Annotated in this window: 24 protein-coding genes; 17 read left to right on the top strand and 7 right to left on the bottom strand. The window is 65.5% G+C overall.

Going from position 1 to position 26,366, the window contains the following annotated elements:
* Positions 1-96: 96 nt before the first annotated feature.
* The 4 genes from cobW to GEV39_RS10905 all read left to right on the top strand — a co-directional run bounded on the left by cobW (position 97) and on the right by GEV39_RS10905 (position 6,609).
* On the top strand, positions 97-1,164 hold the full coding sequence (gene cobW, locus GEV39_RS10890) for a cobalamin biosynthesis protein CobW (RefSeq protein ID WP_173888911.1): 1,068 nt from the start codon (positions 97-99) through the stop codon (positions 1,162-1,164).
* Positions 1,165-1,167: 3 nt separating this feature from the next.
* On the top strand, positions 1,168-4,929 hold the full coding sequence (gene cobN / locus GEV39_RS10895; RefSeq protein WP_173888913.1) for a cobaltochelatase subunit CobN: 3,762 nt from the start codon (positions 1,168-1,170) through the stop codon (positions 4,927-4,929).
* 1 nt (position 4,930) lies between these two features.
* Entirely contained in the window at positions 4,931-5,941 is a 1,011-nt protein-coding gene (locus GEV39_RS10900) for a magnesium chelatase ATPase subunit I (RefSeq protein ID WP_173888915.1), read from the top strand.
* Positions 5,942-6,030: 89 nt separating this feature from the next.
* Positions 6,031-6,609, top strand: coding sequence for a vWA domain-containing protein (locus GEV39_RS10905; protein WP_173891686.1), 579 nt, complete (start codon positions 6,031-6,033; stop codon positions 6,607-6,609).
* A gap of 106 nt (positions 6,610-6,715) precedes the next feature.
* On the opposite strand, the gene GEV39_RS10910 is transcribed toward GEV39_RS10905, so the two are convergent.
* Entirely contained in the window at positions 6,716-6,982 is a 267-nt protein-coding gene (locus tag GEV39_RS10910) for a hypothetical protein (protein ID WP_173888917.1), read from the bottom strand.
* A 340-nt stretch (positions 6,983-7,322) separates the two neighbouring features.
* Here GEV39_RS10910 and GEV39_RS10915 point away from each other — a divergent pair, with 340 nt between their 5' ends.
* Positions 7,323-8,648, top strand: a complete 1,326-nt coding sequence (locus GEV39_RS10915) for a sigma-54 dependent transcriptional regulator (protein ID WP_009686704.1) — start codon at positions 7,323-7,325, stop codon at positions 8,646-8,648.
* A 47-nt stretch (positions 8,649-8,695) separates the two neighbouring features.
* Here the strand turns inward: GEV39_RS10915 and GEV39_RS10920 are convergent, their stop codons facing one another.
* Together GEV39_RS10920 and GEV39_RS10925 are read right to left on the bottom strand one after the other, a co-directional pair.
* Positions 8,696-10,696 (bottom strand): peptidase U32 family protein, encoded by a 2,001-nt coding sequence (locus GEV39_RS10920; RefSeq protein ID WP_173888919.1) that lies wholly within the window; start codon positions 10,694-10,696, stop codon positions 8,696-8,698.
* Between the two features lie 123 nt (positions 10,697-10,819).
* On the bottom strand, positions 10,820-11,200 hold the full coding sequence (locus tag GEV39_RS10925; protein ID WP_115294026.1) for a RidA family protein: 381 nt from the start codon (positions 11,198-11,200) through the stop codon (positions 10,820-10,822).
* 137 nt (positions 11,201-11,337) lie between these two features.
* On the opposite strand from GEV39_RS10925, the gene GEV39_RS10930 reads away from it, so the two are divergent.
* Entirely contained in the window at positions 11,338-12,030 is a 693-nt protein-coding gene (locus GEV39_RS10930) for a tRNA (adenine(22)-N(1))-methyltransferase (RefSeq protein WP_173888921.1), read from the top strand.
* Position 12,031: 1 nt separating this feature from the next.
* On the opposite strand, the gene GEV39_RS10935 is transcribed toward GEV39_RS10930, so the two are convergent.
* The gene (locus tag GEV39_RS10935) at positions 12,032-12,292 is read right to left on the bottom strand and encodes a DUF2790 domain-containing protein (protein WP_173888923.1); all 261 of its coding nucleotides are present in this window, start codon (positions 12,290-12,292) and stop codon (positions 12,032-12,034) included.
* 124 nt (positions 12,293-12,416) lie between these two features.
* Between GEV39_RS10935 and GEV39_RS10940 the strand changes: the two genes are divergently transcribed.
* Complete coding sequence (locus GEV39_RS10940) at positions 12,417-13,349, top strand: LysR family transcriptional regulator (RefSeq protein ID WP_173888925.1); 933 nt, start codon at positions 12,417-12,419, stop codon at positions 13,347-13,349.
* 38 nt (positions 13,350-13,387) lie between these two features.
* On the opposite strand, the gene GEV39_RS10945 is transcribed toward GEV39_RS10940, so the two are convergent.
* Entirely contained in the window at positions 13,388-14,539 is a 1,152-nt protein-coding gene (locus tag GEV39_RS10945) for an acyl-CoA dehydrogenase family protein (protein WP_173888927.1), read from the bottom strand.
* A gap of 16 nt (positions 14,540-14,555) precedes the next feature.
* Complete coding sequence (locus tag GEV39_RS10950) at positions 14,556-15,626, bottom strand: enoyl-CoA hydratase/isomerase family protein (RefSeq protein ID WP_173888929.1); 1,071 nt, start codon at positions 15,624-15,626, stop codon at positions 14,556-14,558.
* A gap of 329 nt (positions 15,627-15,955) precedes the next feature.
* Here GEV39_RS10950 and mdcA point away from each other — a divergent pair, with 329 nt between their 5' ends.
* The 10 genes from mdcA to GEV39_RS11000 all read left to right on the top strand — a co-directional run bounded on the left by mdcA (position 15,956) and on the right by GEV39_RS11000 (position 24,771).
* Positions 15,956-17,617: a malonate decarboxylase subunit alpha gene (gene mdcA, locus GEV39_RS10955; protein ID WP_173888931.1), complete on the top strand. Its 1,662-nt coding sequence runs from the start codon at positions 15,956-15,958 to the stop codon at positions 17,615-17,617.
* Positions 17,617-18,522, top strand: a complete 906-nt coding sequence (locus GEV39_RS10960) for a triphosphoribosyl-dephospho-CoA synthase (protein WP_173888933.1) — start codon at positions 17,617-17,619, stop codon at positions 18,520-18,522. The genes mdcA and GEV39_RS10960 overlap by 1 nt, the downstream gene beginning before the upstream one ends.
* A gap of 1 nt (position 18,523) precedes the next feature.
* Entirely contained in the window at positions 18,524-18,823 is a 300-nt protein-coding gene (locus GEV39_RS10965; protein WP_009686716.1) for a malonate decarboxylase subunit delta, read from the top strand.
* Positions 18,816-19,664, top strand: a complete 849-nt coding sequence (locus GEV39_RS10970; RefSeq protein WP_173888934.1) for a biotin-independent malonate decarboxylase subunit beta — start codon at positions 18,816-18,818, stop codon at positions 19,662-19,664. Before GEV39_RS10965 ends, GEV39_RS10970 begins: the two co-directional genes overlap by 8 nt.
* Positions 19,661-20,452 carry a biotin-independent malonate decarboxylase subunit gamma gene (gene mdcE / locus GEV39_RS10975; protein ID WP_173888936.1) on the top strand — a complete coding sequence of 264 codons (792 nt, stop codon included), beginning with the start codon at positions 19,661-19,663 and terminating at the stop codon, positions 20,450-20,452. Before GEV39_RS10970 ends, mdcE begins: the two co-directional genes overlap by 4 nt.
* Position 20,453: 1 nt before the next feature.
* Positions 20,454-21,068 (top strand): malonate decarboxylase holo-ACP synthase, encoded by a 615-nt coding sequence (locus tag GEV39_RS10980; protein ID WP_173888938.1) that lies wholly within the window; start codon positions 20,454-20,456, stop codon positions 21,066-21,068.
* Positions 21,065-21,985, top strand: a complete 921-nt coding sequence (gene mdcH / locus GEV39_RS10985; RefSeq protein WP_173888940.1) for a malonate decarboxylase subunit epsilon — start codon at positions 21,065-21,067, stop codon at positions 21,983-21,985. Before GEV39_RS10980 ends, mdcH begins: the two co-directional genes overlap by 4 nt.
* Before the next feature lie 123 nt (positions 21,986-22,108).
* Complete coding sequence (gene madL, locus GEV39_RS10990) at positions 22,109-22,531, top strand: malonate transporter subunit MadL (protein ID WP_009686721.1); 423 nt, start codon at positions 22,109-22,111, stop codon at positions 22,529-22,531.
* Positions 22,532-22,533: 2 nt separating this feature from the next.
* Positions 22,534-23,298 carry a malonate transporter subunit MadM gene (gene madM / locus GEV39_RS10995; protein ID WP_009686722.1) on the top strand — a complete coding sequence of 255 codons (765 nt, stop codon included), beginning with the start codon at positions 22,534-22,536 and terminating at the stop codon, positions 23,296-23,298.
* 144 nt (positions 23,299-23,442) lie between these two features.
* Positions 23,443-24,771, top strand: coding sequence for a hypothetical protein (locus GEV39_RS11000; RefSeq protein WP_173888942.1), 1,329 nt, complete (start codon positions 23,443-23,445; stop codon positions 24,769-24,771).
* Between the two features lie 72 nt (positions 24,772-24,843).
* Here GEV39_RS11000 and GEV39_RS11005 read toward each other — a convergent pair whose 3' ends face one another.
* Entirely contained in the window at positions 24,844-26,139 is a 1,296-nt protein-coding gene (locus GEV39_RS11005; RefSeq protein ID WP_009686723.1) for an MFS transporter, read from the bottom strand.
* Between the last annotated feature and the right edge of the window lie 227 nt (positions 26,140-26,366).

Genomic DNA, 26,366 nt, shown 5'->3' on the forward strand with positions numbered 1-26,366 from the left:
ACCGGGCGGGGTGATCCGGTGGCGAACAAGCCCGGCCGGCCTGGCCGGTGGCTGTCGTCCTGCATGCCCGCGCCATACTGCCAAGGGCACTGCGACATGAAAACACTGGCCAAGCTCCCCGTTACCATCGTTACCGGCTTTCTCGGCTCGGGCAAGACCACGTTGCTGCGCCACATGCTCGACAACGCCCAGGGCCGCCGCATCGCGGTCATCGTCAACGAGTTCGGCGAACTGGGCATCGATGGCGAAATCCTCAAGCAATGCAGCATCGGTTGCACTGAAGAAGAGGCCAACGGCCGCGTTTACGAGCTGGCCAACGGCTGCTTGTGCTGCACCGTGCAGGAAGAATTCTTCCCGGTGATGCGCGAGCTGGTGGCACGCCGTGGCGACCTGGACCACATCCTGATCGAGACCAGCGGCCTGGCCCTGCCCAAGCCGTTGGTGCAGGCCTTCCAGTGGCCGGAAATCCGCAACGCCTGCACCGTCGACGCCGTGATCACCGTGGTCGACAGCCCGGCGGTGGCTGCCGGCACCTTTGCCGCCTACCCGGACCAGGTCGATGCGCAGCGCAAGCTAGACCCCAACCTGGACCACGAGTCGCCCCTGCATGAGCTGTTCGCCGACCAACTCGCCAGCGCTGACCTGGTGGTATTGAACAAGGCTGACCTGATCGGCGCCGAAGACCTGGCCAAGGTGCGTGCCGAAGTTGCCGAAGAACTGCCCGCCGCAGTGAAAGTGGTTGAAGCCAGCAGCGGCAAGCTGCCGCTGGAAGTGCTGCTGGGCCTGGGTGCCGAGTCCGAAGTGCATATCGATGGCCGCCGTACCCATCACGATGCGCACCACGACGGCGACGACCATGACGATCATGACCACGACGCCTTCGACTCCATCTCCATCGACCTGCCGGAAGCCGACGAAAGCCTGCTGCTCGACGCCCTGACCCAGCTGGTGGTGGAGTTCGGCATCCTGCGTGCCAAAGGCTTCGCTGCTATCCCGGGCAAGCCGATGCGCCTGCTGGTGCAAGGCGTGGGTACCCGTTTCGACAAGCACTTCGACCGTGCCTGGCGCGCCGACGAGCCGCGCATCACCCGCCTGGTGCTGATCGGCCAGGACCTTGATGCGGCCCAGCTGGAAGCGCGCCTGCGCCAGGCCCTGGGCGCCTGACCCATGCACCTGCTGCGGACCCAGCCCGGCGGCTTCGTGCCGGATGACAGCATCGCCGACCTTGGCCAGACACCCGCCGAACTGGTGATTCTCTGCAGCGGCGATTCCCACCTGGCATTGCTCGCCGACACCGCCGAGCAATTGCCCGAAGACTTCCCCAGCCTGCGCCTGGCCAACCCGATGCAGGTGCAGAACCATGCCTCGGTCGACCTGTACATTGACGAGGTGCTGCGCCACGCCAAGGTCATCCTGGTGTCGCTGCACGGTGGCGTCGGTTATTGGCGCTATGGCGTAGAACAACTGGTCGAACTGGCGGCCCGTGGCGTGCAGCTGATCCTGGTGCCGGGCGACGACCGCCCGGACCCGGAACTGACCAGTCTGGGCAACGTCACCGGCGCGCAGGCCGAACGCCTCTGGCACTACCTGCGCCAGGGCGGCAAGGCCAATGCCATCAACCTGTTCAACTGCCTGGCCAGCCAGTGGCTGGGCCGCGACTATGCCTGGGACGAGCCGCAGCCGTTGCCGCGCACGGCGGTGTACCACCCGCAAAAGGGCAGCGCGGCGCTGGAAGACTGGTACCCGCAGTGGCACCCCGATCACCCGGTAGCGCCGCTGCTGTTCTACCGCTCGCACCTGCAAGCGGCCAACACCGCGTTCATCGACGTGTTCTGCCAGCGCCTGCAGGCGGCCGGTCTGAATCCATTGCCGATCGCCGTGGCCAGCCTGAAGGAAAGCGCCTGCCTGGAGCAGGTCGAAGCCTGGCTGGACGAGGTTGGCGCCGAGGTGCTGGTCAACACCACCGGTTTTGCCCTGTCCAGCCCCGAACGCCCCAACCTGCGCCCGTTCCGCCGTGATATCCCGGTGTTGCAGGCCATTTGCGCACAGGACAACCAGCCCGGCTGGGAAGCCAGCGAACAAGGCCTGGGTGCGCGCGACCTGGCCATGCACATTGCCTTGCCCGAACTGGACGGGCGCATCATCACCCGGCCGGTCAGTTTCAAGGACATGGCCTGGCGCAGCGAACGCAGCCAGTCGGATGTGGTGTGCTACCGCGCCCACCCTGAGCGCATGGACTTCGTCGCCGAGCTGGCGCGCCGCTGGGTCGAGCTGGCCCGCCTGCCCAATGGGCAGAAGCGCGTCGCCCTGATACTGGCCAACTACCCAACCCGGGATGGCCGGATTGGCAACGGCGTTGGCCTGGATACGCCCGCTGCGGCCCTGAACATCCTCAAGGCCTTGCAAGCCGAAGGCTACCCGGTGGCCGACCTGCCGGGCAGTGGCACGCAACTGATCCAGCAGTTGCTCGGTGGCGTGACCAACGACCTCGACCACCTCGACCAGCGCCCTTGCGCCCAGAGCTTGAGCCTGGCCGACTACCAGGCGGCGTTCGCGCGCCTGCCCGAAGCCAACCGCCAGGCGGTGCTGGAACGGTGGGGGCCGCCCCAGCAGGACCCGATGTTCCGCAGTGGCCGGCTGATGGTCGCCGGCCTGCGGTTTGGGCTGACCTTTGTCGGCATCCAGCCGGCGCGTGGCTACCAGGTGGACCCCAGCGCGGTCTACCATGACCCCGACCTGGTGCCGCCACATGGTTACCTGGCATTCCACTTCTGGCTGCGCCATGCCTTCGCTGCCGACGTGGTCATACACGTCGGCAAGCACGGCAACCTCGAATGGCTACCAGGCAAGGGCGTAGGGCTGTCGGCGCAGTGCTGGCCGGACGCCTTGCTCGGCCCGCTGCCGAACATCTACCCGTTCATCGTCAACGACCCCGGTGAGGGCGCCCAGGCCAAGCGCCGTACCCAGGCGGTGATCATCGACCACCTCATGCCGCCGCTGACCCGTGCCGAGACTTACGGGCCGTTGCGCCACCTGGAGCAACTGGCCGACGAGTTCTATGAAGCGCAACTGCTCGACCCTCGGCGGGCGCGCGAGTTGCAGCGAGACATCCTCGAACTGGTCAAGGCCAACCATATCGACCGCGAGCTGCAGCTGGAGGGGCAGCTGGACGATGCTGCCGTGTGGCTGCCGCGCCTGGACACTTACCTGTGCGACCTCAAGGAGTCGCAGATCCGCGACGGCCTGCACGTGTTTGGCCAATCGCCTGCCGGGCGCCTGCGGCTGGATACGCTGCTGGCGTTGCTCAGGGTCGAGCGCGGCGATGGCCGAGGCGGCAATGCCAGCCTGCTACGCACCTTGGCCAAGGCGCTGGTGCCCGGCTTCGACCCGCTGGATTGCGAACTCGGTCAGCCGTGGCAGGGCGCCCGCCCCGAGCCGTTGCAAGCGGTAAGCTGCGAGGCATGGCGCACCTGTGGCGATACACGGGAGCGCCTGGAGCTATTGGCGCTGCAACTGATCAAGCAGGCGCTGGGCGGCATTGCCCAGCTACCTGACAGTGCCGCATGGCACCCCGTGCATGCTGTGCTGCAAGCCCTGTGCATGGAGGTGGCGCCGAGCCTGGATGCCTGCGGCAGCGCAGAAATGCAGGGCTTGCTGGCGGCGCTGGCCGGGCGCTTCGTGCCGGCCGGGCCCAGTGGTGCGCCCAGCCGTGGCCGCCTCGATGTGCTGCCTACCGGCCGTAACTTCTACACCGTGGACGTGCGCAACCTGCCTACCACCACGGCCTGGCGCCTGGGCTTCGCCTCGGCCAACCTGATCCTTGAACGCCACCTGCAGGACCATGGCGACCATCTGCGCCAGCTGGGTCTTTCAGTGTGGGGTACCGCTACCATGCGTACTGGCGGCGACGACATCGCCCAGGCCATGGCGTTGATGGGCGTACGGCCGGTGTGGGCCAGCGGTAGCCAACGGGTCGATGACTTCGAGATCTTGCCGCTGAGCTTGCTCGACCGCCCACGGGTGGACGTGACCTTGCGGGTGTCCGGGTTCTTCCGCGATGCCTTCGGCAACCTGATCCGGCTGTTCGATGCCGCGGTGCAGGCGGTGGCCGCGCTGGACGAGCCCGACGACCTCAACCCCTTGGCTGCCCGTGTACGCACTGAGCGCGCTGCGCTGCAGGCCCAAGGCGCAAGCGCCGAACAGGCCGCTCGGCAGGCTGGCTGGCGGGTCTTCGGGGCCAAACCCGGCGCCTACGGTGCCGGGGTGCAGAATGCCATCGACGGCCGCTTGTGGCACAGCCGCGAAGACCTGGCCGAGGTCTACCTCAACCATGGCGGCTATGCCTACGGCGGCAGCGATGACGGCACCCCAGCCCGCGCCCAGTTCGCCCAGCGCCTGGCCAAGGTCCAGGCGGTGTTGCAAAACCAGGACAACCACGAGCACGACCTGCTCGATTCCAACGACTACTACCAGTTCCAGGGTGGCATGCTGGCGGCTTCGGAAACCCTGGGCGGGGCCGGCGTGGCCAGTTACCACGGTGACCACAGCCAGGTGGACCGGCCGCGCATCCGTACCTTGAAAGAAGAGCTGAACCGGGTGATCCGCGCCCGTGCGCTGAACCCCAAATGGATCGATGGGGTCAAGCGACATGGCTACAAAGGCGCCTTCGAGATGGCGGCGACGGTGGACAACCTGTTCGCCTTCGACGCCACCACGCACCTGATCGACGACCATCATTACCAGGGGCTGGCCGACGCCTATGTGCTCGACCCAGCCACCCGCGACTTCATGCGCGAGCACAACCCCGAGGCGTTGCGTGACCTTACCGAGCGCCTGCTGGAGGCCCAGCAACGTGGCCTGTGGCAGGCGCCTGGCGACTACCGCGAAGCGCTCGAGGAGCAACTGCTCGACGGCGAGGAACAGGCTTGACATGAGTGAACCCGTACAATTTCCGCTGGCGGCCGTGGTGGGTGCCGACGACCTGAAGCTGGCCCTGTGCCTGACGGCCATCGACCCGAAAATCGGCGGCGTGCTGATCGAAGGCCCGCGCGGCATGGCCAAGAGCACCTTGGCCCGTGGCCTGGCCGACCTGCTGGGTGAGGGCCCGTTCGTGACCCTGCCGCTGGGTGCCAGTGAGGAACGGCTGGTCGGTACCCTGGACCTTGACGCCGCGCTTGGCCAGGGCAAGGCTCAGTTCTCCCCAGGGGTGCTGGCCCAGGCAGATGGCGGCGTGCTGTATGTGGATGAAGTCAACCTGCTGCCAGACACCCTGGTCGACCTGTTACTTGACGTGGCCGCCAGCGGTACCAACCGCGTGGAGCGCGACGGCATCTCGCACCGCCACAGTGCCCGCTTCGTGCTGATCGGCACCATGAACCCGGAAGAAGGCGAACTGCGCCCGCAGTTGCTCGACCGGTTCGGCCTGAATGTGGCCCTGGAAGGTTTGCCCGAACCTGCGGCCCGGCAGCAGATCATCCGTCGGCGCCTGGCCTTCGACCATGACCCGCAGGCTTTTTGCGCGCAATGGGCGCAGGCGCAGGCGCAGTTGCGCGAGCGCTGCCAGGCGGCGCGTCATGTGCTGGCGGGCATTGCGCTGGACGACCAGGCACTGGCCTGGATCACCGAGCGCTGTTTTGCTGCTGGCGTGGATGGCTTGCGCGCCGACCTGGTCTGGCTACGCGCGGCGCGCGCCCACTGTGCCTGGCGCGGTGCTTCAGCCATTGAAGAAACCGACGTGGAGGCCGTGGCCGAATTCGCCTTGCGCCATCGCCGCCGGGTGGCGCCACAGGCCAATCCGCCAGCCCCCCCGCAACAGGCCGAACAGCCGGCCGGCAGCAACCCTGGTGAACAAGGCGGGCAGGGCGACTGGGGTGCATTGCCCGCGCAGCCGGTGGCCAGTGGCGCCCGTCGCGAGGTGCCAAACTGGGCAAAAAAGCCCTGAGCCCCCCCCAGCCACACGCCACAGGGGGGGATGCCAAGGCGGGGGCAGGCAAGCAGCACGGTGCCAGCCGGGGCCGCGCACGCGACGCGCTGGCAGGTAAGGTCGCCTGGCTGGCGACTTTGCTCAAGGGGCGCCCACGCCAGCGCCAGGACCTGTGCTGGCAGCAACGCCAGGCCAGGCCTGCCGAACTGTGGTTGGTGGTCGTCGATGCGTCGGCTTCAACCCGCCGCCACCAGGCCCTGGCGCAGACCAAGGGGGTGTTGGCAGCACTGTTCGATCAGGCTTATCGCCAGCGGGCTCGCCTGGCGCTGCTCACGGCCAGCGGGCGCATGCCGCAGTGGCAGCGCCATGGCCTCAAGGCGTCGGCGGCCTTGCAGCCATGGCTACAGGCGTTGGGGGCTGGCGGGGGCACGCCACTGTTCGCAGCCCTGGAGCAGGCCCGGCATTGGCTGCAGGCACGCCAGCGGGCACACCCGCAAGAAGTGCTGCGCTGCCTGGTGTTTACCGATGGGCGCGTGCAGCACAGCAACACGGTCCAACCCATGCCTTGTGCCACGCTGTTGGTCGACATGGAACTGGCGCCGGTACGGCTAGGGCGTGCCCAGCGCCTGGCCGAGCAATTGCAGGCGGATTATCAGCACTTGCAACACTTCAAGCTCGCGCATTGAACAGGGGCGCTGCGGCACAGTGTCGCAAGTGCCAAAGTTGTCAGGCCGGCGCGATGAAAGTTGCACAAGTGCGTGACGCTGCACGCACTTGTTATAAACGCCGGTATTATTTCGGCATCGACCACGGTCGCAGGTCGTAACCTTTTTCGCACAATTCGGCGCGCACTTCCTCGATCAGGCTGGCCCACTGCGCGGGGTCGGAATAGATGCGCGAAGACACCTGCTTGGCGCCAATGCGGGTGTTGGTCCGGTCGATCACTGCCAGGCTGAGTTCACCAGTCCCGTTAGGGGCATCCCAGGCTACGCACTGGAAGGGTTCGAAGGCGTGGTCGGCAATCAGCAGTGCTTCGTTGACACGGAGCGGGGCATTCATGGTTCGGTCTCTCTATGGTCCCAAACAGCGAAGTAAGTCCGCGTTGCTTCAAAGTCGCCTCAGGTTCGCGAAGTGCAGCGCGGGGTTATGTGTACTGATGCTCGTTGTCCGGTGGCAAGTCACACATTGCGAATAAATTTTTTGCCAGGGCAATCTCCGTTATTCCCTGCGCCGCCATGTGATGTCGTTAAAGTGCGAAAATTCCCGTGGGCATTTGTAAAAAAAGGCGTCGGCAGACGGACGGTACTGGGCACCGTCAACTTCGTTGCTACTGTTAAACGGGCGCCACAACTTGCTGTTTTACTTTAAAAAATTCAAACCTTGGCGCCAAGGATCGGTCATGCAACAGCCTGCCGCGCAACGCCGTTTGCTGATCGTCGACCCCTGCGACGATTGCCACCGCCTATTGCCGGGCCTGCGCAACGCCGGCTGGGACGTCGACAGCTGCATGCTCGCCGCTGCACTGGACCACCCCTGCGATGTGGGCCTGCTGCGCTTGCAGGCCGCGCACCTGCGGCACCCGGACGCGGTCAAGGACATGATCAAGCGCAGCAACACCGAGTGGATCGCCGTGCTGAGCGCCGACCAACTGCGCATGCCAGCCTTCGGTGACTTTGTGTGTGAGTGGTTTTTCGACTTCCACACCTTGCCGTTCGACGTTTCGCGGGTACAGGTCACCCTGGGCCGGGCGTTCGGTATGGCGCGCCTGCGCGGCAAGGGGGCAGTCAAGGTCGATGACGCGAACGACGAATTGCTCGGTGACAGCCGGCCGATTCGCGAACTGCGCAAGCTGCTGGGCAAACTGGCGCCGACCGAGTCACCTGTGCTCATACGCGGTGAAAGCGGCACTGGCAAGGAGCTGGTGGCGCGCACGTTGCACCGCCAGTCGCAGCGCAGCGATCAGCCGTTCATCGCCATCAACTGTGGCGCCATCCCTGAGCATTTGATCCAATCCGAGTTGTTCGGCCACGAGAAAGGCGCTTTTACCGGGGCGCACCAGCGCAAGGTCGGGCGTATCGAAGCGGCTCACGGCGGCACCTTGTTCCTGGACGAAATTGGCGACTTGCCGCTGGAACTGCAGGCCAACCTGCTGCGCTTTCTGCAGGAGAAGCACATCGAGCGGGTAGGCGGCAGCCAGCCAATACCGGTGGATGTGCGGGTGCTGGCGGCGACCCACGTGGACCTGGAACGGGCCATCGAGCAGGGGCGGTTTCGCGAAGACCTGTATTACCGCCTGAACGTGTTGCAGGTGGTGACAGCACCGCTGCGCGACCGGCACGGCGACTTGTCCATGCTGGCCAACCATTTTGCCCATTTCTACAGCCTGGAAACCGGGCGCCGGCCCCGTTCCTTCAGTGAACACGCCTTGGCAGCCATGGGCCACCATGACTGGCCGGGGAACGTTCGTGAGCTGGCCAACCGCGTACGCCGCGGCCTGGTGCTGGCCGAAGGGCGGCAGATCGAGGCGCAGGACCTGGGCTTGCAGTTGCACGACCAGGAGCAGCAGCCGTTAGGCACCCTGGAAGAATACAAGCACCGCGCCGAGCGTCAGGCCTTGTGCGATGTGCTCAACCGGCACAGTGACAACCTGAGCATGGCTGCCAAGGTGCTGGGGGTTTCGCGGCCGACGTTCTACCGCTTGTTGCACAAGCACCAGATACGCTGAGCGTTACGCCACGGCACCTGGGCGAACATCACCCAGGGCCGAAGCCCTCAATGCGGCCCGCGCGGGATGGTCTTGAGCAGGTCTTCGGGGCTGATGTGCCCAACCACTTGTGCAACTGCGCTGCCCGGTGTCGGCAGGTCGATGATATGGCTCTTCATCTTGCCGATCACATGCATCTCGCACGGCTTGCAGTCGAACTTCAGCGTCAGTACCTCGTCGCCCTGAATCAGCTGCATGGGCGCGACCTTGGTGCGTACGCCGGTGACACCCTTGGCCTGCTTGGGGCACAGGTTGAAGCTGAAACGCAGGCAGTGCTTGGTGATCATCACCGGCACCTCGCCGTGCTCTTCATGGGCCTCGTAGGCGGCGTCGATCAGTTGCACGCCATGGCGGTGGTAGAAGTCGCGAGCCTTCTGGTTGTACACGTTGGCCAGGAACGACAGGTGCGACTCGGGGTATACCGGCGGCGGCGTGGTCTCGGCCTTGCGCGCCCCGCGTGGGTGGGCCTGTACCCGCGCGGCGGTCAGCGCCTCGATGGCCTCGCGGCGCAGGGCCTTGAGCTGCGAGTTGGGGATGAAGTACGCCTGCGGGGCGTCCAGCTCGATACGGTCGGCGTGGTACAGGGTGGTACCCAGCTGGCCGAGCAGGTCGTGCAGTTGCTCCAGTGCCTGCTGGGGCTTGTTGGCGACGCCGAACGGGCCTTCCAGGGCTACCTGCACACTGACCCCTTCCTCGCTGCTCAGGGTCAGCAGCAGGCGTTGCTCGCGCAGCACCGCGTGCCACTCCACGCCCACCCGGCGTTCGGAGGACGTGCGCTGCAGGGCCTGTTGCCAGTTGTGGTCCAGGTTGCGCGACAACGGGTGGTTGGGGCGCAGCTTGTGCAGCCCTTCGGGCATTTCATTGGGCTCGACGCGGTAGCGGTAGCGTTTTTGGCCGTCTTCTTCAAACTCGCCGCGGGGCTCGGCGATATTGGCGCGAAAACCCAGCACTTCGCGCTTGACCAGCACATTCAGGCCGTCGCCGTTGGTCAACGGCACGTCGGTCACCACGTGAAGGTCGCGCTTGCCGACCTTTTCCACCACGCCCACCGGCAGGCCGGTGAAGGTTGGCGAGTCGAACGCGCCGATATCGACCTTGCGGTCGGTGACGAAGTAGTCGGTGCTGCCGCGGTGGAAGGTCTTGTCCGGGTCGGGCAGGAAGAAGTGCTCGGTGCGCCCGCTGGAAGCGCGGGCATAGTGTGGGCGGCCCTCCAGAATGGCGTCCAGTTCCTTGCGGTAGTGGGCCGTGATGTTCTTCACATAGCCCATGTCCTTGTAGCGCCCTTCGATCTTGAACGAGCGCACGCCGGCATCGACCAGGTCGGCCAGGTTGGCGGTCTGGTTGTTGTCTTTCATCGACAGCAGGTGTTTCTCGAACGCGACCACGCGGCCCTGGTCATCCTTCAGGGTATAGGGCAGGCGGCAGGCCTGCGAGCAGTCGCCTCGGTTGGCGCTGCGCCCGGTTTGCGCGTGGGAGATGTTGCACTGGCCGGAAAATGCCACGCACAGTGCACCATGGATGAAGAACTCGATGGCCGCGTCGGTTTCGGCGGCGATGCTGCGAATTTGCTGCAAATTCAGCTCGCGGGCCAGCACCAGTTGCGAGAAACCGGCCTGGTCGAGGAACTTCGCCCGCTCCAGGGTACGGATGTCGGTCTGGGTGCTGGCGTGCAGTTCGATCGGCGGGATGTCCAGCTCCATCACCCCCAGGTCCTGCACGATCAGTGCATCGACACCGGCGTCATGCAACTGGTGGATCAGCTTGCGCGCCGGCTCCAGCTCGTTGTCGTGCAGGATGGTGTTGATGGTGGTGAACACGCGCGCATGGTACCGATGGGCGAACTCGACCAGTTCGGCAATGTCGCTGACTTCGTTGCAGGCATTGTGGCGCGCGCCGAAGCTTGGGCCGCCGATGTAGATGGCATCAGCGCCGTGCAGGATCGCCTCACGGGCGATGGCCACGTCACGGGCAGGGCTGAGCAGTTCCAGGTGGTTCTTTGGCAGGGACATGTCGTTGTATTTTCGGGCTGTCACGGGTTAGGCGCGCATTGTAGCGGCGAAACGGTCTGGCGGCACCCGTGGGCTGCCCGAAGGTGTGCAGCCAGGGTGCGAGGGGGCGGCAACGACGGTCGGTCAGCGCTTGGCGGCCATCGCCGTCACTTCGACGCGCATGCCGTCGAACGCCAGGGCGGCCACCCCAACGGCGGCACGTACCGGCCAGGGCTTGCTGAAGAAGCGCTGGTACACCTCGTTGAATGCAGCGCGGTCGGCCATGTCGGTGAGGTAGATGGTCAGATGCAGCACGCGGTCCATGCCGCTGCCGGCTTTTTCCAGCGCCACTTTCAAGGCCTGCAGAGTGCACTCGCTTTGCGCGACGATGTCACCCAGCTCCAGGCTGCCGTCGGCACGGGTCGGGATCTGGGTGGTGACCAGCACGCCGTTGTACTCGGCGACGTCGGAAGAAATCGAGTCGGCGTCCGGGTCGGGGGTATAGATGATGTCTGCTTGAGCCATGGTGTGGTTCGCCTTGCAACGGAAGGAAAACGGCAAGCCTACGCGAGCGCAGCGCACCGGTCGAGCGCACCCCGGCGTTTGTAAAGCGCGGCGTTCACCGGCAAAATCGCGGCCGATTGCCAGACCAGAGGTTTACGTTGAACGAACAGACTTTGTCCCGGCGCCTGGAGCGCGTCGCTGCCTATGTGCCGCAGGGCGCGCGCCTGGCCGACATTGGCTCGGACCATGGCTTCCTGCCGGTGGCGTTGATGTTGCGCGGGGTGATCGAGGCCGGGGTGGCCGGTGAGGTGGCGCAGGTGCCGTTCGCCTCGGCCCAGCGCACGGTGAGCCGCAACGGCCTGGAGGCCGCTGTGGCCGTGCGCCTGGCCGATGGCCTGGCCGCCATCGAGCCACAGGACCGTATCACGGTGGTCAGCCTGTGCGGCATGGGCGGCGACACCATGTGCGCCATCTTGCAGGCAGGCCCGCAGCGCCTGGCCGGCGTCACCCGCCTGGTACTGCAGCCCAACGGCGGTGAGCGCGAACTACGCCAGTGGCTGGCCGGCAATGGCTACCGGATCGTCCACGAGGAACTGCTGCGGGAAAACCGTTTCGACTACGAAATCATCGTTGCCGAGCCGGGCAGGACGGTGTACACCGCTCAACAGCTGTACTTCGGGCCGTTGCTGATGCAGGAAAAGAGCGCGGCTTTTATGGGTAAATGGCAGCGCATGCTGCGCCAGAAACAGCACACCCTGGCCAATTTCCAGCGGGCCCGGGGCGCAGTGCCACAGGCGAAGATAGACGACTTCAACCAGCAGGTAGGCTGGATAACGCAGCTGCTGGCCTGAGTTACTGTTGCGAGCAGTGGCTCAGCTCGCGGTAACTGATTTCGTGCTTCTGGTCATGGTGGTCGAGGTACACCATGTGAGCGGTGCCGATCTGGCAGTCGCCGACGTTGCTGGGCGGGGTGATGGAAATCACTTTGGCCACATCCAGGTGCATGCCATATGCATAGTTGCTACTGGTTGGCTGATCGTTGCCCGTGGCGGCGAGGGCTGCGCACGAAGCCAAGGCAGCGGAAAGGGCGATTACAGCGAGGGAGGGTTTCATGACTGGCTCCTTTTACAATGTATGACTAATGATGTATTCAAAGGCCGTACACAATAAATGGGCTAAGTCGTGATAGATTCCTGCCTTTAACGCAATAATAACACCCGCTAAGGAGCTCACTTTCATGGACATGCTGCATGCCATGCGTACCTTCGCCCGTGTGGTGGAATGCGGCAGCTTCGCGGCGGCCGCCAACGCCCTGGACATCTCTGCGGCACAGGTTTCGCGCATCGTGGCGGAGCTGGAAAACCAGTTGCAGACCCGCCTGTTGCACCGCACCACCCGGCGCTTGCGCATGAGCGAGGCCGGTGAGCGGTTTCTAGAGCGGGCGCGGCAGATCATGCTGCTGACCGAAGAAGCGGTGGGCGAGGCCCGTGGTGCGCACCTGACGCCGCGTGGGCGGTTGCGCCTGCACTGTCCCCATGGCCTGGGGCTGTTGCTGATGCCACTGGTGGCTGGTTACAACGCGTTGTGCCCGGAGGTGGTGATCGAGCTGACCCTGTCACAGCGCAACCCCGACCCGCTGGCCGAAGGGCATGATGTGGTGATTACCGTTGACGGCGCGTTGCCCGATTCGCAGCTGATCGCCGTGCCGCTGGGCAATATCTTCAGTATCCCCTGCGCGGCCCCGGCGTACCTGGAAGCCAATGGCGTACCGGAAAGCCCCGAAGACTTGCACGGCCACCGTTGCCTGCGCATGTCTTACCCCCTGTACGAAGGCGACTGGGTGTTCCCGCAGGGGGTCGACCAGTGTGTGATCGTACCGAAGGACGGTTTCTCCACCAATGTTGCCGATGCCATGCTGGTAGCCAGCGAGCTGGGCATGGGTATTGGCCTGTTGCCGTTCTACACCGCCAGCCAGGCGATCGGGCAGGGGCGGCTGTGCCGCCTGTTGGCGCCGTATCGGCTGCGCGAGAGTGCGCTGTATGCGATCTACCCGTCACGGCACTACCTGGATGCCAAGGTGCGTACCTGGATCGACTACCTCAAGGAGCAGTTGCCAGCGCTGTTCGAAAGGCACGCCGAGGTGGTGGACGACGCCCGCTACTGGCGCTAGCTGGCAGAGCCTGGCGCCAGGGTGCGGTCGTCGACCTACTAAAGCGTGTAGTGCTTCAATTCCCGCGCAATCAGCATGCGCTGGATTTCGCTTGAGCCTTCGTAGATCTGGGTGATCCGCGCATCGCGGTAGTAACGCTCTACCGGGTAGTCTTCCAGGTAGCCGTAGCCGCCATGTACCTGGATCGCCATCGAGCACACCCGTTCGGCCATTTCCGAGGCGAACAGCTTGGCCTGGGATGCCTCTGACAGGCACGGCCTGCCGGCGCTGCGCAGGCGCGCAGCATGCAGGATCAGCAGCCGCGCGGCGTTGACCTGCACCTGCATGTCGGCCAACAGGTTGGCGATGCTCTGGTGCTCGTTGATTGGCTTGCCGAATTGCACTCGGTCCCGGGAATAACCCAGCGCTGCTTCGAACGCCGCACGGGCGATGCCCAGCGCTTGCGCGGCGATACCGATCCGGCCACCCTCGAGGTTGGACAAGGCGATGGCCAGGCCCTTGCCGCGCTCACCCAGCAGGTTGGCGGCCGGCACCCGGCAGTTGTCGAACGTGACCGCGCAGGTGTCAGAGGCGCGGATGCCCATCTTATGTTCGCTGCGGTCGACTTTGAAACCCGGGTTGTCGGTGGGCACCAGAAAGGCCGACAGGCCCTTTTTGCCCAGGTCCGGGTCGGTAACCGCAAACACGATCGCCAGGCCGGCACGCCGGGCATTGCTGACGAACTGCTTGGCGCCATTGATTACCCACTGGCCGTCTATCAACTCTGCGCGGGTCCGCAGGTTATGCGCCTCGGAGCCAGCTTGCGGCTCGGTCAGGCAGAAGCAGCCAATCACTTCACCCGTGGCCAGGCGCGGCAGCCATTGCTGCTGTTGGTCGGCCGTGCCATATGCCAGCAGCGGGCCGCAACCCACGGAGTTGTGAATGCTCATCATCGCCCCGGTGGCGCCACAACCGGCGGAAATTTCCTCTACCGCCAGGGCATAGGCAACGTAGTCGGTGTAGCTGCCGCCAAAGGCTTCGGGCACGACCATGCCCAGCAGGCCCAGTTCGCCCATCTTGCGTACCACGTCGTCATCGATCCAGCCGGCCTTTTCCCAGGCCTGGGCGTACGGGGCGATTTCGCCACGGGCAAAATCGCGCGCCATGTCGCGGATCATGATCTGTTCTTCGCTCAGTTCCAGGTCTTGCATCGGTGTACTCCCGGGCTCACAGGCCTTCGAAGAATTGGTCGACCCGCTGGCGTTGCAGTGCAGCCAGTGTGGGTGGGTTCCAGCGCGGTTGCTTGTCCTTGTCGATGATCAGGGCGCGTACGCCTTCGATGATGTCGCCATGCTGGAACCACTGGCGGTCCAGGTGCAGTTCCATGGCAAAGCATGCCTCCAGGTCCCGTTGGCGCCCCCGGCGCAGCATCTCCAGCGTAACGGCCATGGCCAGCGGCGAGCGGCTTTCCAGCTGATCGGCGGTGGCCATGGCCCAGGCGTGGCTGTCGCCAATGCTGACCTCGCGCAATTGCTCGACGATGGCCGGCAGGTCGGGCAGGGCAAAGAAGTGGTCGATGACCGGGCGCAGTTTTTCCAGCGGGGCATCCTCCAGCACCTGGCTACCGAGCCTGGCCAGCAGGCCCTGCAGGTCTTTGAGCGGGTGGTCGCCGAAATTCAGCTGGTCCAGGCCCTGATCCAGTGCGGCGAGCTGGTCGCTGGCCAGGTACCAGTCGGCCAGGCCGCAGTACAGCGCATCGGCGGCCTGCACCTGTGCGCCGCTCACACCCAGGTAGATGCCCAGCTCGCCAGGGAGGCGCGACAGAAAATAACTGCCGCCCACGTCGGGAAAATAGCCAATGCCGACTTCAGGCATGCCCAGGCGGCTGCGCTCGGTCACCACACGCAGATCACAGCCCTGAGCCAGGCCCATGCCACCGCCGAGGGTGAAGCCGTCCATCAGCACCAGCACCGGTTTGCGGTAACGGTGGATGGCCAGGTCGAGGGCATACTCCTCGACGAAAAAGGTCTCATGCAGCGTATCGCCGGCCTTGAAGCTGTCGTGCAGCGAACGGATATCGCCACCGGCGCAAAAACCCTTGGGGCCTGCACCGCGCAGCACCACCGCCCGTACGTGCGGGTCCCGAGCCCACTGCTCCAGGTGGTGGCGCAGGCTACGGACCATGTCCAGGGTAAGGGCATTGAGGCCGGCGGGGCGGTTCAGTGTCAGGTGGCCGACCTGGTTGCGGACCTCGGCCAGTACATGGTCGGTGGCCGAGGTGTAAGCGTGCGCAGTCATTGCCTTCTCCCTGCTTTGTTATTGATTTTCCAAGTGAAGTCTGGATTCCGCTGGAGGATCTGGCGATCCTTGCATGCGAATTTGCCTTGTACAATCGACAAATCTGCAGGGGCAACCTGCATTTTTGCGTGCTTGGCAGTGTTGCCACTCTAGCAAGGTTTGAGGTTTACCGGGCTGGCTCGGTGGGCGGGCGCCGATGTTCTTGGTGTTTTGGTCCACCAGAACCCCGATCATTAACCTTAGCGTAACGATCCAGCGCCGAGCTTGATTGATGCCCGGCTGGCCCCCGCCCTAAGGTGACCCCACGACAGCGAACCCGTGGAGTCACCATGACAACAACACAGAATCCACCGCCGCAATGGTCGCGACGGCGTGCCGAGAAGCAACGTCGCCTCGATCAGGTCCGCCACCTTGCCGACGGTGCGGTGCTGCCCAGCGAGCGTATCGTCGAAGCACTGGAACTGTTGCTGGCCCCCGGCGACCGGGTGGTGCTGGAAGGCAACAACCAGAAGCAGGCTGACTTCCTCTCGCGTTCGCTGGCCAAGGTCGACCCTGGGCGCCTGCACGACCTGCACATGATCATGCCCAGCGTCAGCCGTGCAGAGCACCTGGACTTGTTCGAGCGCGGCATCGCCCGCAAGCTGGATTTCTCCTTCGCCGGGCCACAAAGCCTGCGCATTGGCCAGTTGCTTGAAGACGGCTTGCTCGAAGTCGGCGCGATCCACACTTATATCGAGCTGTACTCGCGGCTGCTGGTCGACCTGATCCCCAACGTGACTTTGGTGGCAGGCTTCATGGCCGACCGTGAGGGCAACCTGTACACCGGGCCCAGCACCGAAGACACCCCAGCGCTGGTGGAGCCGGCCGCATTCAGCGACGGTATCGTCATCGCCCAGGTCAACCAGCTGGTCGACCGTGTGGATGACCTGCCGCGGGTCGATATCCCGGCGTCATGGGTCGATTTCGTGGTAGTTGCCGACCAGCCTTTCTACATCGAACCGCTGTTCACCCGCGACCCGCGTCATATCAAGCCGGTGCATGTGCTGATGGCGATGATGGCCATCCGCGGCATTTACGAAAAACACCAGGTGCAGTCGTTGAACCATGGCATCGGCTTCAATACCGCTGCCATCGAGCTGATCCTGCCCACCTACGGCGAGTCGCTGGGGCTCAAGGGCAAGATCTGCCGCAACTGGACCCTCAACCCGCACCCTACGCTGATCCCCGCTATCGAAAGCGGCTGGGTGCAAAGCGTGCATTGCTTTGGCACCGAGCTGGGCATGGAGGACTACATCGCCCAGCGGCCCGATGTGTTCTTCACCGGCCGTGACGGTTCGCTGCGCTCCAACCGCATGATGTGCCAGCTGGCCGGGCAGTACGCCGTGGACCTGTTCATTGGCGCGACCCTGCAGGTAGACGGCGATGGCCATTCGTCGACAGTGACCCGTGGCCGCCTGGCCGGCTTTGGCGGGGCGCCTAACATGGGCCACGACCCCCGGGGCCGGCGCCATGCAACGCCGGCCTGGCTCGATATGACCGTGCCGCAAACCCTGCTGGAGCGCGGCCGCAAGCTGGTGGTGCAGATGGTCGAAACCTACCAGGAAGGCGGCAAACCGACCTTCGTGGAAACCCTGGATGCGGTGGCCGTGGCGAAAAAGGCCGGCATGCCGCTGGCCCCTGTGATGATCTACGGTGACGACGTTACCCACCTGTTGACCGAAGAGGGCATTGCTTACCTGTACAAGGCCCGCAGCCTGGAAGAACGCCAGCAGATGATCGCCGCCGTTGCCGGGGTTACCGCCATCGGCCTGCGGCATGACCCGAAGGCCACTGAGCGCCTGCGCCAGCAAGGCCTGGTCGCATTGCCCGAAGACCTGGGCATCCGCCGCACCGACGCCAGCCGCGAGCTGCTGGCAGCGCGCAGCGTTGCCGACCTGGTTGAATGGTCCGGCGGCCTGTACAACCCGCCGGCACGGTTCAGGAGCTGGTGATGAAAGCACACGACTTGCGCCTTGAACCCGTTACGGTCCCTGTGGGCGCGGGTTTACCCGCGAAGAGGCCAGCCCACACAACCCGGATCCTACTGCCAGACCACCTGGCCGACCTGGCCGTGGAAGCCCTGATCGACGAAGCCGAGCTGTCCCCCAAACCCGGCCTGGTCGACCGCCGCAGCAACGGCGCTCACACCGACATGACCTTGGCCCTGATGCACGCCTCGGCCCTGGCCCTGTGGCCCTGCCTGCGCAACATGGCCGCAGCCGCGCAAACCATCGGCACCATCGGCCAACCCCTGCGAGCCGGCTTGGGCGAGCTCGGCCGTGAAGGCGAAGCCGCGATGCTGGCCGCGACCCATGGGGTCAACACTCACCGCGGCGCAATCTGGGCCCTGGGCCTGCTAGTCGCCGCCAAGGCCCTTGACCCCGATGCCGACGCCAGCACGGTGGCCGCGCGGGCGGGGCGCATCGCCCTGTTCGACGACCCGGCCATGCCGCAGCAGCACAGCCACGGCCTGCAGGTGCGCCAGCGCTATGGCAGCAGCGGGGCCCGCGAACAGGCGCAGCAAGGCTTCCCTGCGGTTATCGGCCACGGCTTGCCCCACCTGCAATGCAGCCGTGCCAACGGTGCCAATGAGGCCAACGCACGGCTCGATGCCTTGCTCGCCATCATGGCCGTGCTCAGCGATACCTGTGTGCTGTGGCGCAGCGGCCCTGCCGGACTGGCCGCCGTGCAGCAGGGCGCCCGCGCGGTACTGGGTGCCGGGGGCAGTGCCACCCTGGCCGGGCGCCGCCACTTGCGTGCGCTGGACCAGCAACTGCTGCAACTGAACGCCTCACCGGGCGGCGCCGCCGATCTACTGGCCGCCTGCCTGTTCCTCGACAAAGCCGGGAGCCTGTGACATGGAAACCCTGACCTTCGATTTCCCCGCCGCCGAACCGGGGCGTGGCCGCACGCTGGTGGGCTGTGTCAGCTCCGGCGACCTTGAAGTACTGATCGAACCCGGCACCGCCGGCCACCTGCAGATCCAGGTGGTGACTTCGGTCGATGGCAGCGCCGCGCGCTGGGCGCAACTGTTCCAGCGCCTGTTCGAGGGCCGCGCCTGGCCGGCCGTGAACATCGACATTCATGACTTCGGCGCCACCCCAGGGGTGGTCCGCCTGCGCCTGGAACAAGGCTTCGAGGAGATCGCCCATGACTGACACCGCACGCTTGCTGCGCAGCCGCAGCTTCGTAGAACTGGGTGCCCGGCAGCGCGCCCGCGCCGTGCTCGACCCGGGCAGTTTCCGCGAACTGCTCGGCCCCTTCGACCGGCTGATGTCGCCCTGGCTGCCCTTGCAGGGCATCGTGCCGCAGGCTGACGACGGCGTGGTCATCACCAAAGGCACGCTGAACGGGCGCAATGCGGTGGTCGCCGCTATCGAGGGCGGCTTCCAGGGCGGCAGCATGGGCGAGGTGGGCGGCGCCAAGATTGCCGGGGCGTTGGAGCTGGCCATCGAAGACAACCGCAATGGCATCCCCACGTGTGCAGTGCTGCTGCTGGAAACCGGCGGTGTGCGGTTGCAGGAAGCCAACCTTGGCCTGGCAGCGATTGCCGAAATCCAGGCGGCGATCGTCGAACTGCGGGCCTGGCAGCCGGTGATCGGGGTGATTGCCGGTTCCGTGGGGTGCTTCGGGGGCATGTCGATCGCCGCTGGCTTGTGCAGCCATTTACTGGTCACCCGCGAGGCCCGCCTGGGCCTCAACGGGCCGCAGGTCATCGAACAGGAAGCCGGCATTGCCGAGTATGACGCCAAGGACCGGCCGTTCATCTGGAGCCTGAGCGGCGGCGAACAGCGCCATGCCAGCGGGCTGGTCGATGGCTATGTGGCCGATGACATCCAGGCGCTGCGCGACTGCCTGCTGCAATTGCTCGACTCGCCTGGCGCTGACCGCGCCCGGCAACACGCCTGGTTCCTCGAGCGCCTGGCCCGGCTGGGCGCCGACTGCCCGCAACTGGACGCTGCCGCCGTGCGTGCCCTTTACCAAGGAGAAGCCCAATGAACCGTGCCCTGAACTGGCTGCCGGGCCTGGCAGGCGGCCAACCCTTGCCGGGCTACCCGGCGTCGTTGCAGGTTATCGATGGCGAACTGGACAACCGCCTGGCGCGCTTTATCGCCGTGGTACCGGACCCCGCCAATCCGTTCCCCCGGGCCCGCGGGGGCGAAGTCGGTCTGCTGGAGGGTTGGGGCCTGGCCAAGGCCGTGAGCGACGCGGTCGAAGCTGACCGCCAGGGGCACAAGCGCGCAATTGTCGCGGTAATCGATGTGCCCAGCCAGGCCTACGGTCGCCGTGAGGAGGCCTTGGGTATCCATCAGGCCTTGGCTGGCGCTGTGCAGGCTTATGCCCAGGCCCGGCTGGCCGGCCACCCGGTCATCGGGCTGCTGGTCGGCAAGGCCATGTCTGGCGCTTTTCTTGCCCACGGCTACCAGGCCCAGCGCCTGATCGCCCTGGACGACGCCGGGGTAATGGTGCATGCCATGGGCAAGGCGGCAGCCGCGCGCATTACCCTGCGCAGTGTCGAGCAACTGGAAGCGTTGGCCGCCGAGGTGCCGCCCATGGCCTATGACCTGGCCAGCTATGCCTCACTGGGCCTGCTGTGGCGTCGGTTGACGGTGGCCAACGCCCAAGCGCCTGGCAGCGCCGACATTGCCCTGGTGCGTGCCTGCCTTGCCGACGCGGTCCGGGATATTGGCAGCTCGACTGACCTGTCGTCGCGGCTGGCGGGCGAACACCGCAGTGCCTCGCGGCAAGTGCGTGAGCAACTGCGCCGCCAATGGCAGGGTGCCTGAGGTGAGCGCGCCACGCCCCCATGACCTGCTGTGGGGTATGCCCACTTCGGCCCTGCCGGCCGACGCGCCGCTGTGGGCACGGGAAGTGTTGGCCGGCGGCCAGCCGGTGGTCGTGCGCCGCGCGGTGTGTGACGCCGGCTGGGTCGCCGTGGGCGTGCGTGGCCAAGGGCGGGCGCAGCGCCTGGCAGCGTTGATGCGCGTTGGCGACATTCAACGCCAGCAGGCCCCCGAAGCCTTGCACCGGCCAACACAGCGCGCCTGGCCAGCATTGCAGGCTCTGGCCTCGGTAGCGCCAATGCTCGATGCCTGCGGCCTGGCCTGGGGGCCGACAGGTGGCGTGGGTTACCAGATTGCAACGGGTATCGACGTGCTGCACGCCGACAGCGACCTGGACATACTGGTGCGCACGCCGCAACCGCTGGCGCGCGCGCAGGCCCGCACGCTGTTGGCGATGCTGGACGGCGCGCCATGCCGTATCGATGCGCAGCTGGAAACCCCGGCCGGGGCTGTGGCGTTGCGTGAATGGGCCGGTTTCGCCCAGCGTGTATTGCTCAAGTCGCCCATGGGGCCATGCCTGTGCGAAGACCCGTGGGCTGTACGGGAGCGTGCCGCATGAGCACTCTGTTCGCGTTCCCGGGCCAGGGTGCCCAGCAGGTGGGCATGTTGCAGCGCCTGCCCGAAGGCAGCGGGCCGGTGCTGGAGGAGGCCAGCGATGCCCTCGGCCAGGCCGCACTGGCGTTGGACAACGCGCACGCCCTGCAGTCGACCCGCGCCGTGCAGCTGTGCCTGCTGCTCAGTGGCGTGGCCTGGGCGCGCTGGTTGATGCAGCGCAGCCCAGGGCCGGATTGCGTGGCGGGCTTGTCGGTCGGCGCCTACCCGGCGGCAGTGGTGGCCGGTGCTTTGGGCTTTGCCGACGCTGTGCGCCTGGTTGCCCTGCGCGGCGAACTGATGCAACGGGCCTATCCGCGCGGTTATGGCATGACTGCGCTCAGTGGCCTGGAGCTGGCCAGTGTCGAGCGCTTGCTGGGCGAGGTGGGCGGCGAGGTGTATGTCGCCAACCTCAACAGCGAGCAGCAGATCGTCATTGCCGGCAGCGAAACGGCGATGGCGGCGGTGGCGGCCCGCGCGCGCAGCCTGGGCAGGGGCATCGCGCGCCGGCTGGCAGTGAGCGTGCCATCGCATTGCCCGTTGCTGGCTGGCCCGGCAGCAGAGCTGGCTGCGGCCTTCGCTGCGGTCGAACTGCAGCGGCCACGTATCACTTACCTCAGTGGCAGCAGCGCACGGGTGATAGTCGACCCGCAGCGCCTGCGCGACGATCTGGCCGGCAACATGGCGCGCCGGGTGGACTGGCGGGCAGCGTTGCGCAATGCCTATGAACGCGGCGTGCGCCTGCACCTGGAAATGCCGCCTGGCAGCACGCTCAGCGGCCTGGCCAGGCCGGTGTTCGAACAGGGCAGGGTGCTGGCGGTGGAAGGCACCCGATGGGACAGCCTGGATGCGCTGCTGCGCCAGGAGGTGGCGGACCGGCGATGATGGCGGGCAGCGCGCCGGCTGGCACGGGCTACGCCCGTTAATGAAGCCAGTGCGGCGCTTGCGGGTTTACCGATGGCGAAGAACAACAACAAGCAACTTCGACACTACCTGAGGACAACAACAATGATCATCTATGGTGTGGCACTGCTGGCGGTCTGTACGCTGGCTGGGGTTATCGTCGGCGACTTCCTGGGCGTACTGCTGGGCGTCAAATCCAATGTAGGCGGGGTCGGCATCGCCATGATCCTGCTGATCTGCGCACGCCTTTACATGCACCGTCACGGTGGCATGAGCAAGGAGTGCGAGTTCGGTGTGGGCTTCTGGGGGGCCATGTACATTCCGGTCGTGGTGGCCATGGCGGCGCAACAGAACGTGGTCACTGCCCTGCACGGCGGGCCGGTGGCGCTGCTGGCTGCGATAGGTGCGGTGCTGGTGTGCGGTGCGACCATTGCGCTGATCAGCCGTAGCCACCGCGGCGAACCGCTACCCGCGGTCGAGGCGCCACCCCAGGCCAATGGGCATGCTGCCCCTGCAGGGGGGCGCTGAACATGTGGCCGATCATTGATAATGCCCTGGAACATAACGGCCTGATCACTGCCTTCGCGGTGGTGGGCGGCATCATGTGGCTGTCGGTGTTGTTGTCCAGGTACCTGACCTTCGGCCGCGTGCACGGCTCGGCCATCGCCATTGTCATCGGGCTGGTGTTGGCCTGGGTGGGCGGTACCCTCACAGGCGGCCAGAAAGGCCTGGCCGACATGGCGCTGTTTTCCGGTATCGGCCTGATGGGCGGGGCCATGCTGCGCGACTTCGCCATCGTTGCCACGGCGTTCGAGGTGCAGGCCACCGAGGCTCGCCGTGCCGGGATGATCGGCGCGGTGGCGCTGCTGCTCGGCACGGTCTTGCCGTTCATTGTCGGGGCGGGCGTGGCGTACGCCTTCGGTTACCGCGACGCGGTGAGCATGACCACCATTGGTGCCGGCGCCGTGACGTACATCGTCGGCCCGGTGACCGGCGCCGCGCTGGGTGCCAGTTCGGACGTGATGGCCCTGTCGATCGCCACCGGTTTGATCAAGGCGATTCTGGTGATGGTCTTCACCCCGGTATCGGCCCGTTTGCTGGCGCTGGACAACCCACGCTCGGCAATGGTGTTCGGCGGTTTGGCGGGGACTGTGTCGGGGGTGACCGCCGGGTTGGCGGCGACGGACCGGCGGCTGGTGCCTTATGGGGCGCTGACCGCCACGTTCCATACCGGCTTGGGGTGCCTGATGGGGCCGTCGATCCTGTACTTCTGTGTGCGAGGGTTGGTGGGGTAGAAGCAGGCTAGCCCGCCCTGGTTTGGGGGTGGATACCCATACATCGGGGGGTACCTGTCATTTCTGCCAGTAGCTGCCTCCCTTTGCCAATGCATAAATGCCTCGGCCAATCCGCAATCACGATCAAGGCTGAGGTCCATTATCATGCGAACTATCATGTGTCTGGTATGGCTGTTCATCAGCGGTTGTACCGCTGTAGCGCCTGCACCGTCCTCCACCCTAGCCTCACTCGATGAGCGCGGCAGCCTGGCAGTCATCGAGCTGAAACGGTGGTACCAGAGCATTACCGACGACTGCGGCGGCCCGGACAAGCCTGGCTACTTATGCAGCGGCATCGCTTTGCGCACCACTGGCAGCAGCTCGAACTTCTTGCCCTGGGACCCCACCGATAGTCAGATTAGAAAAGGCAGTGTGGCCTTCTCCTGGCTCCGCCAGGACAGCAATTTCGGCAAGCCATTCGGTAACCAGAACGGCTTGATCCTGTATCCGAACCAAGCCGTCCCAAAAGACAAAGTCGCCGACCTGCACGTGCTGTGCGCCTTCCCGATCAACGCTAACACCAACCAGCGCCCTACCTTGCAAGGCTGCGGGCCGATCACCGGTTATGAGTCAACCACCGACACCTGCCAGGCGCTCGGCATAATCACAGCTCAGCAGTGGCTGGAGCGTTACCCACAAGCCGGCAATTATCGAGTTTGCGGGTGGGACATGCGGGCACTTGAAGGTTCCAGCGCTGAAGGCTTCCACACGGCAATCGCCGCTCGGGCCGGCTTGGCTGACGACCTCTGGAGCATCAACAACGAAGTGCTGCTACGCGCGTGGTCAAAGGGTGAGGGCGGGGTGCTCCCGGTGCACTCGTTCTTTTACGTCCAGGGCGAGCGCCAGGCATTGGCCAAAGCACAATATGACCAGATTCGCTACAACCAGCATTACCAACAGCTGATCCCGGTGGTGCGTGTAACGTTTCCCGAAAACAAGGCAGGCATTGCTGCGTTTGCCTACGAGGCTCAAGACCAGGCAGTAGGACGACCTATACCCACACCGTCTGTCGACTTCGAGGCGTTAGCGGTGGGGCCATACACCCAGATCACCGCCGACGGCGTCGAGTTCCAGTTGAGCGGTAGCCAGCGTGGCGTCAGCGACACCGCACACCCGGGCAGCGGCGGACGCATCGCCGGCAAGCACCTCGCGGTGAGTGCCACCATCCAGTTAGTGCTCGAGGGGGCCGGGCGGCGGCTGGTGCGATTTTCCTGGGGCTGTAACAGCTATTGCGGGATGCAGGCCGAGATCGCTGAAGTTTACGAGGAGCTTTCCTCCGACGGCCCGGGAGCCATGCGTTATGGCACCAAGGAGTTCATCATTGATGGACCTGAGATAATTCGGGTGACCGTAGATTCCGAAGAGGACGATAACCTGCTGGTCCTTGATAACCTGACCGTGCAGGCGCTGCCTGCCCAACCCCACATGCCGTAGGCGCGGGTACGCACGCACGGGGCCGGGGCAGGCAGCACGGTGGGACCGCCGGGGTTACGGCAGCCCGTTGGCTCAGTGGGCCTGGCTCTGGGCAGCCGGTGCAGGGTCGGCGGGCTCCAGCGGCGGATGCTCTTGCGCGGCATGCATCAGGTCTTCGGTTACCCGCAGTTCGGCACCGGTGGGCGAGAACGTGGTAGAGGCGGCGAACGGCGCCGGGTGCTCTGCCGCCGGGCGCTTGCCACGGCGCCACATGAAGAAGCACAGCATGGCCAGGTTGACCACGGCAAACGCCCAGAAAAGTCCGGCCTCGCCAAACTCGGTCATCATCGGCGAAATGGCTACCGGTGCCATGGCCGAGCCCAGTGAGTTGATCAGCAGCAAACCCTGGATCATCGGCACCAGCGCATCGGACGGCGCGCGGTCGGCAGCATGGCTGACGGCGACCGGGTACAGGGTGAACACGCCACCGCCCAACAGGAACAGCATGGCCGGCAGCAGGAACGAGTCCGATGGCAGGAAGACCGTGACCAGTGACAGCACAACGCACAAGGCGGCCAGCGCCAGCAGTACGTCCAGGCGGTCTTTGCGGTCCGACCAGCGCCCGACCGGGTACTGCAACAGCATGGCGCCAAGGATGACCCAGGCCATCATGTTGCCGACTTCGCCCACCTCCAGGCCGATGCGTTGCAGGTACAGCGGCAGCAGGGCATAGATGCCGGCGATGGCGACGCCAGAGCCGAAGCAACCCACCAGGCCCGAGGGGGCCACGCCCAGCAACTGCCGGGGCTTGAGGGGTTCGACCTGCTCCAGCAAGGGCGATACCCGCGGCAGGATCACGATGGGCAGCACCGACAGCGCGGCCAGCACGCCGGCCAGCATGAACGGCGCGGTATCGCCCAACTGGGTGATCTCCCCCAGGCCGGCCTGGGCGATGACCCCGGCGCCATAGAAGGCGATCATGTACAGCGCCAGCAGGCGGCCGCGGATTTTCGCGTCGCCGGCCAGCAGCAGCCAGCTTTCGATCACCAGGAACACGCCCACGGCGGCCCAACCGTTGATCAGGCGCAGCACCGACCACCAGGTCACGTCGTAGAACAAGCCCTGCAGCAAGATGGTCACGGCAATCAGCGAGGCGAAGCTGGTATAGGCGCGAATGTGGCCGATGCGCAGGATCAACCGGTCGTTGAAGATGGCGCCCAGTGTGAGGCCGATGAAGTAGGTCGACGAAACGATGCCAATGGTGGTGGCAGACTCACCGGCGGCGCCCAGGCGCAGGGTGGTGAGGGAAGACATGAAGCCGTTGCCCAGGGCGATGATGAACAGCCCGAGCAGGGGCGCCAGCGCCATGGCCAGCAAACGCGGAGACATAGGTACCTCTGGTTGGATGAGCGGAATGAGCGCCTTTTCGGACGCGCACACCGGCTCGACCCCGCAAAGGGCGAGTAGCTGCACGGATGCGACCTGGGCAAGACTCAACCGCTGGGCCGTAGGGGATGGGGCCGGGCGGGGAGGGTTGAGCCTATTTCACATGGTGGGCATGTGTTCAGGCACGGACTCTGTCATTGCTGCTGGTTGCCACCGTTGACGGCGACGGG

Source organism: Pseudomonas sp. NY5710 (genome assembly GCF_013305665.1).
Lineage (GTDB): Bacteria > Pseudomonadota > Gammaproteobacteria > Pseudomonadales > Pseudomonadaceae > Aquipseudomonas > Aquipseudomonas juntendi.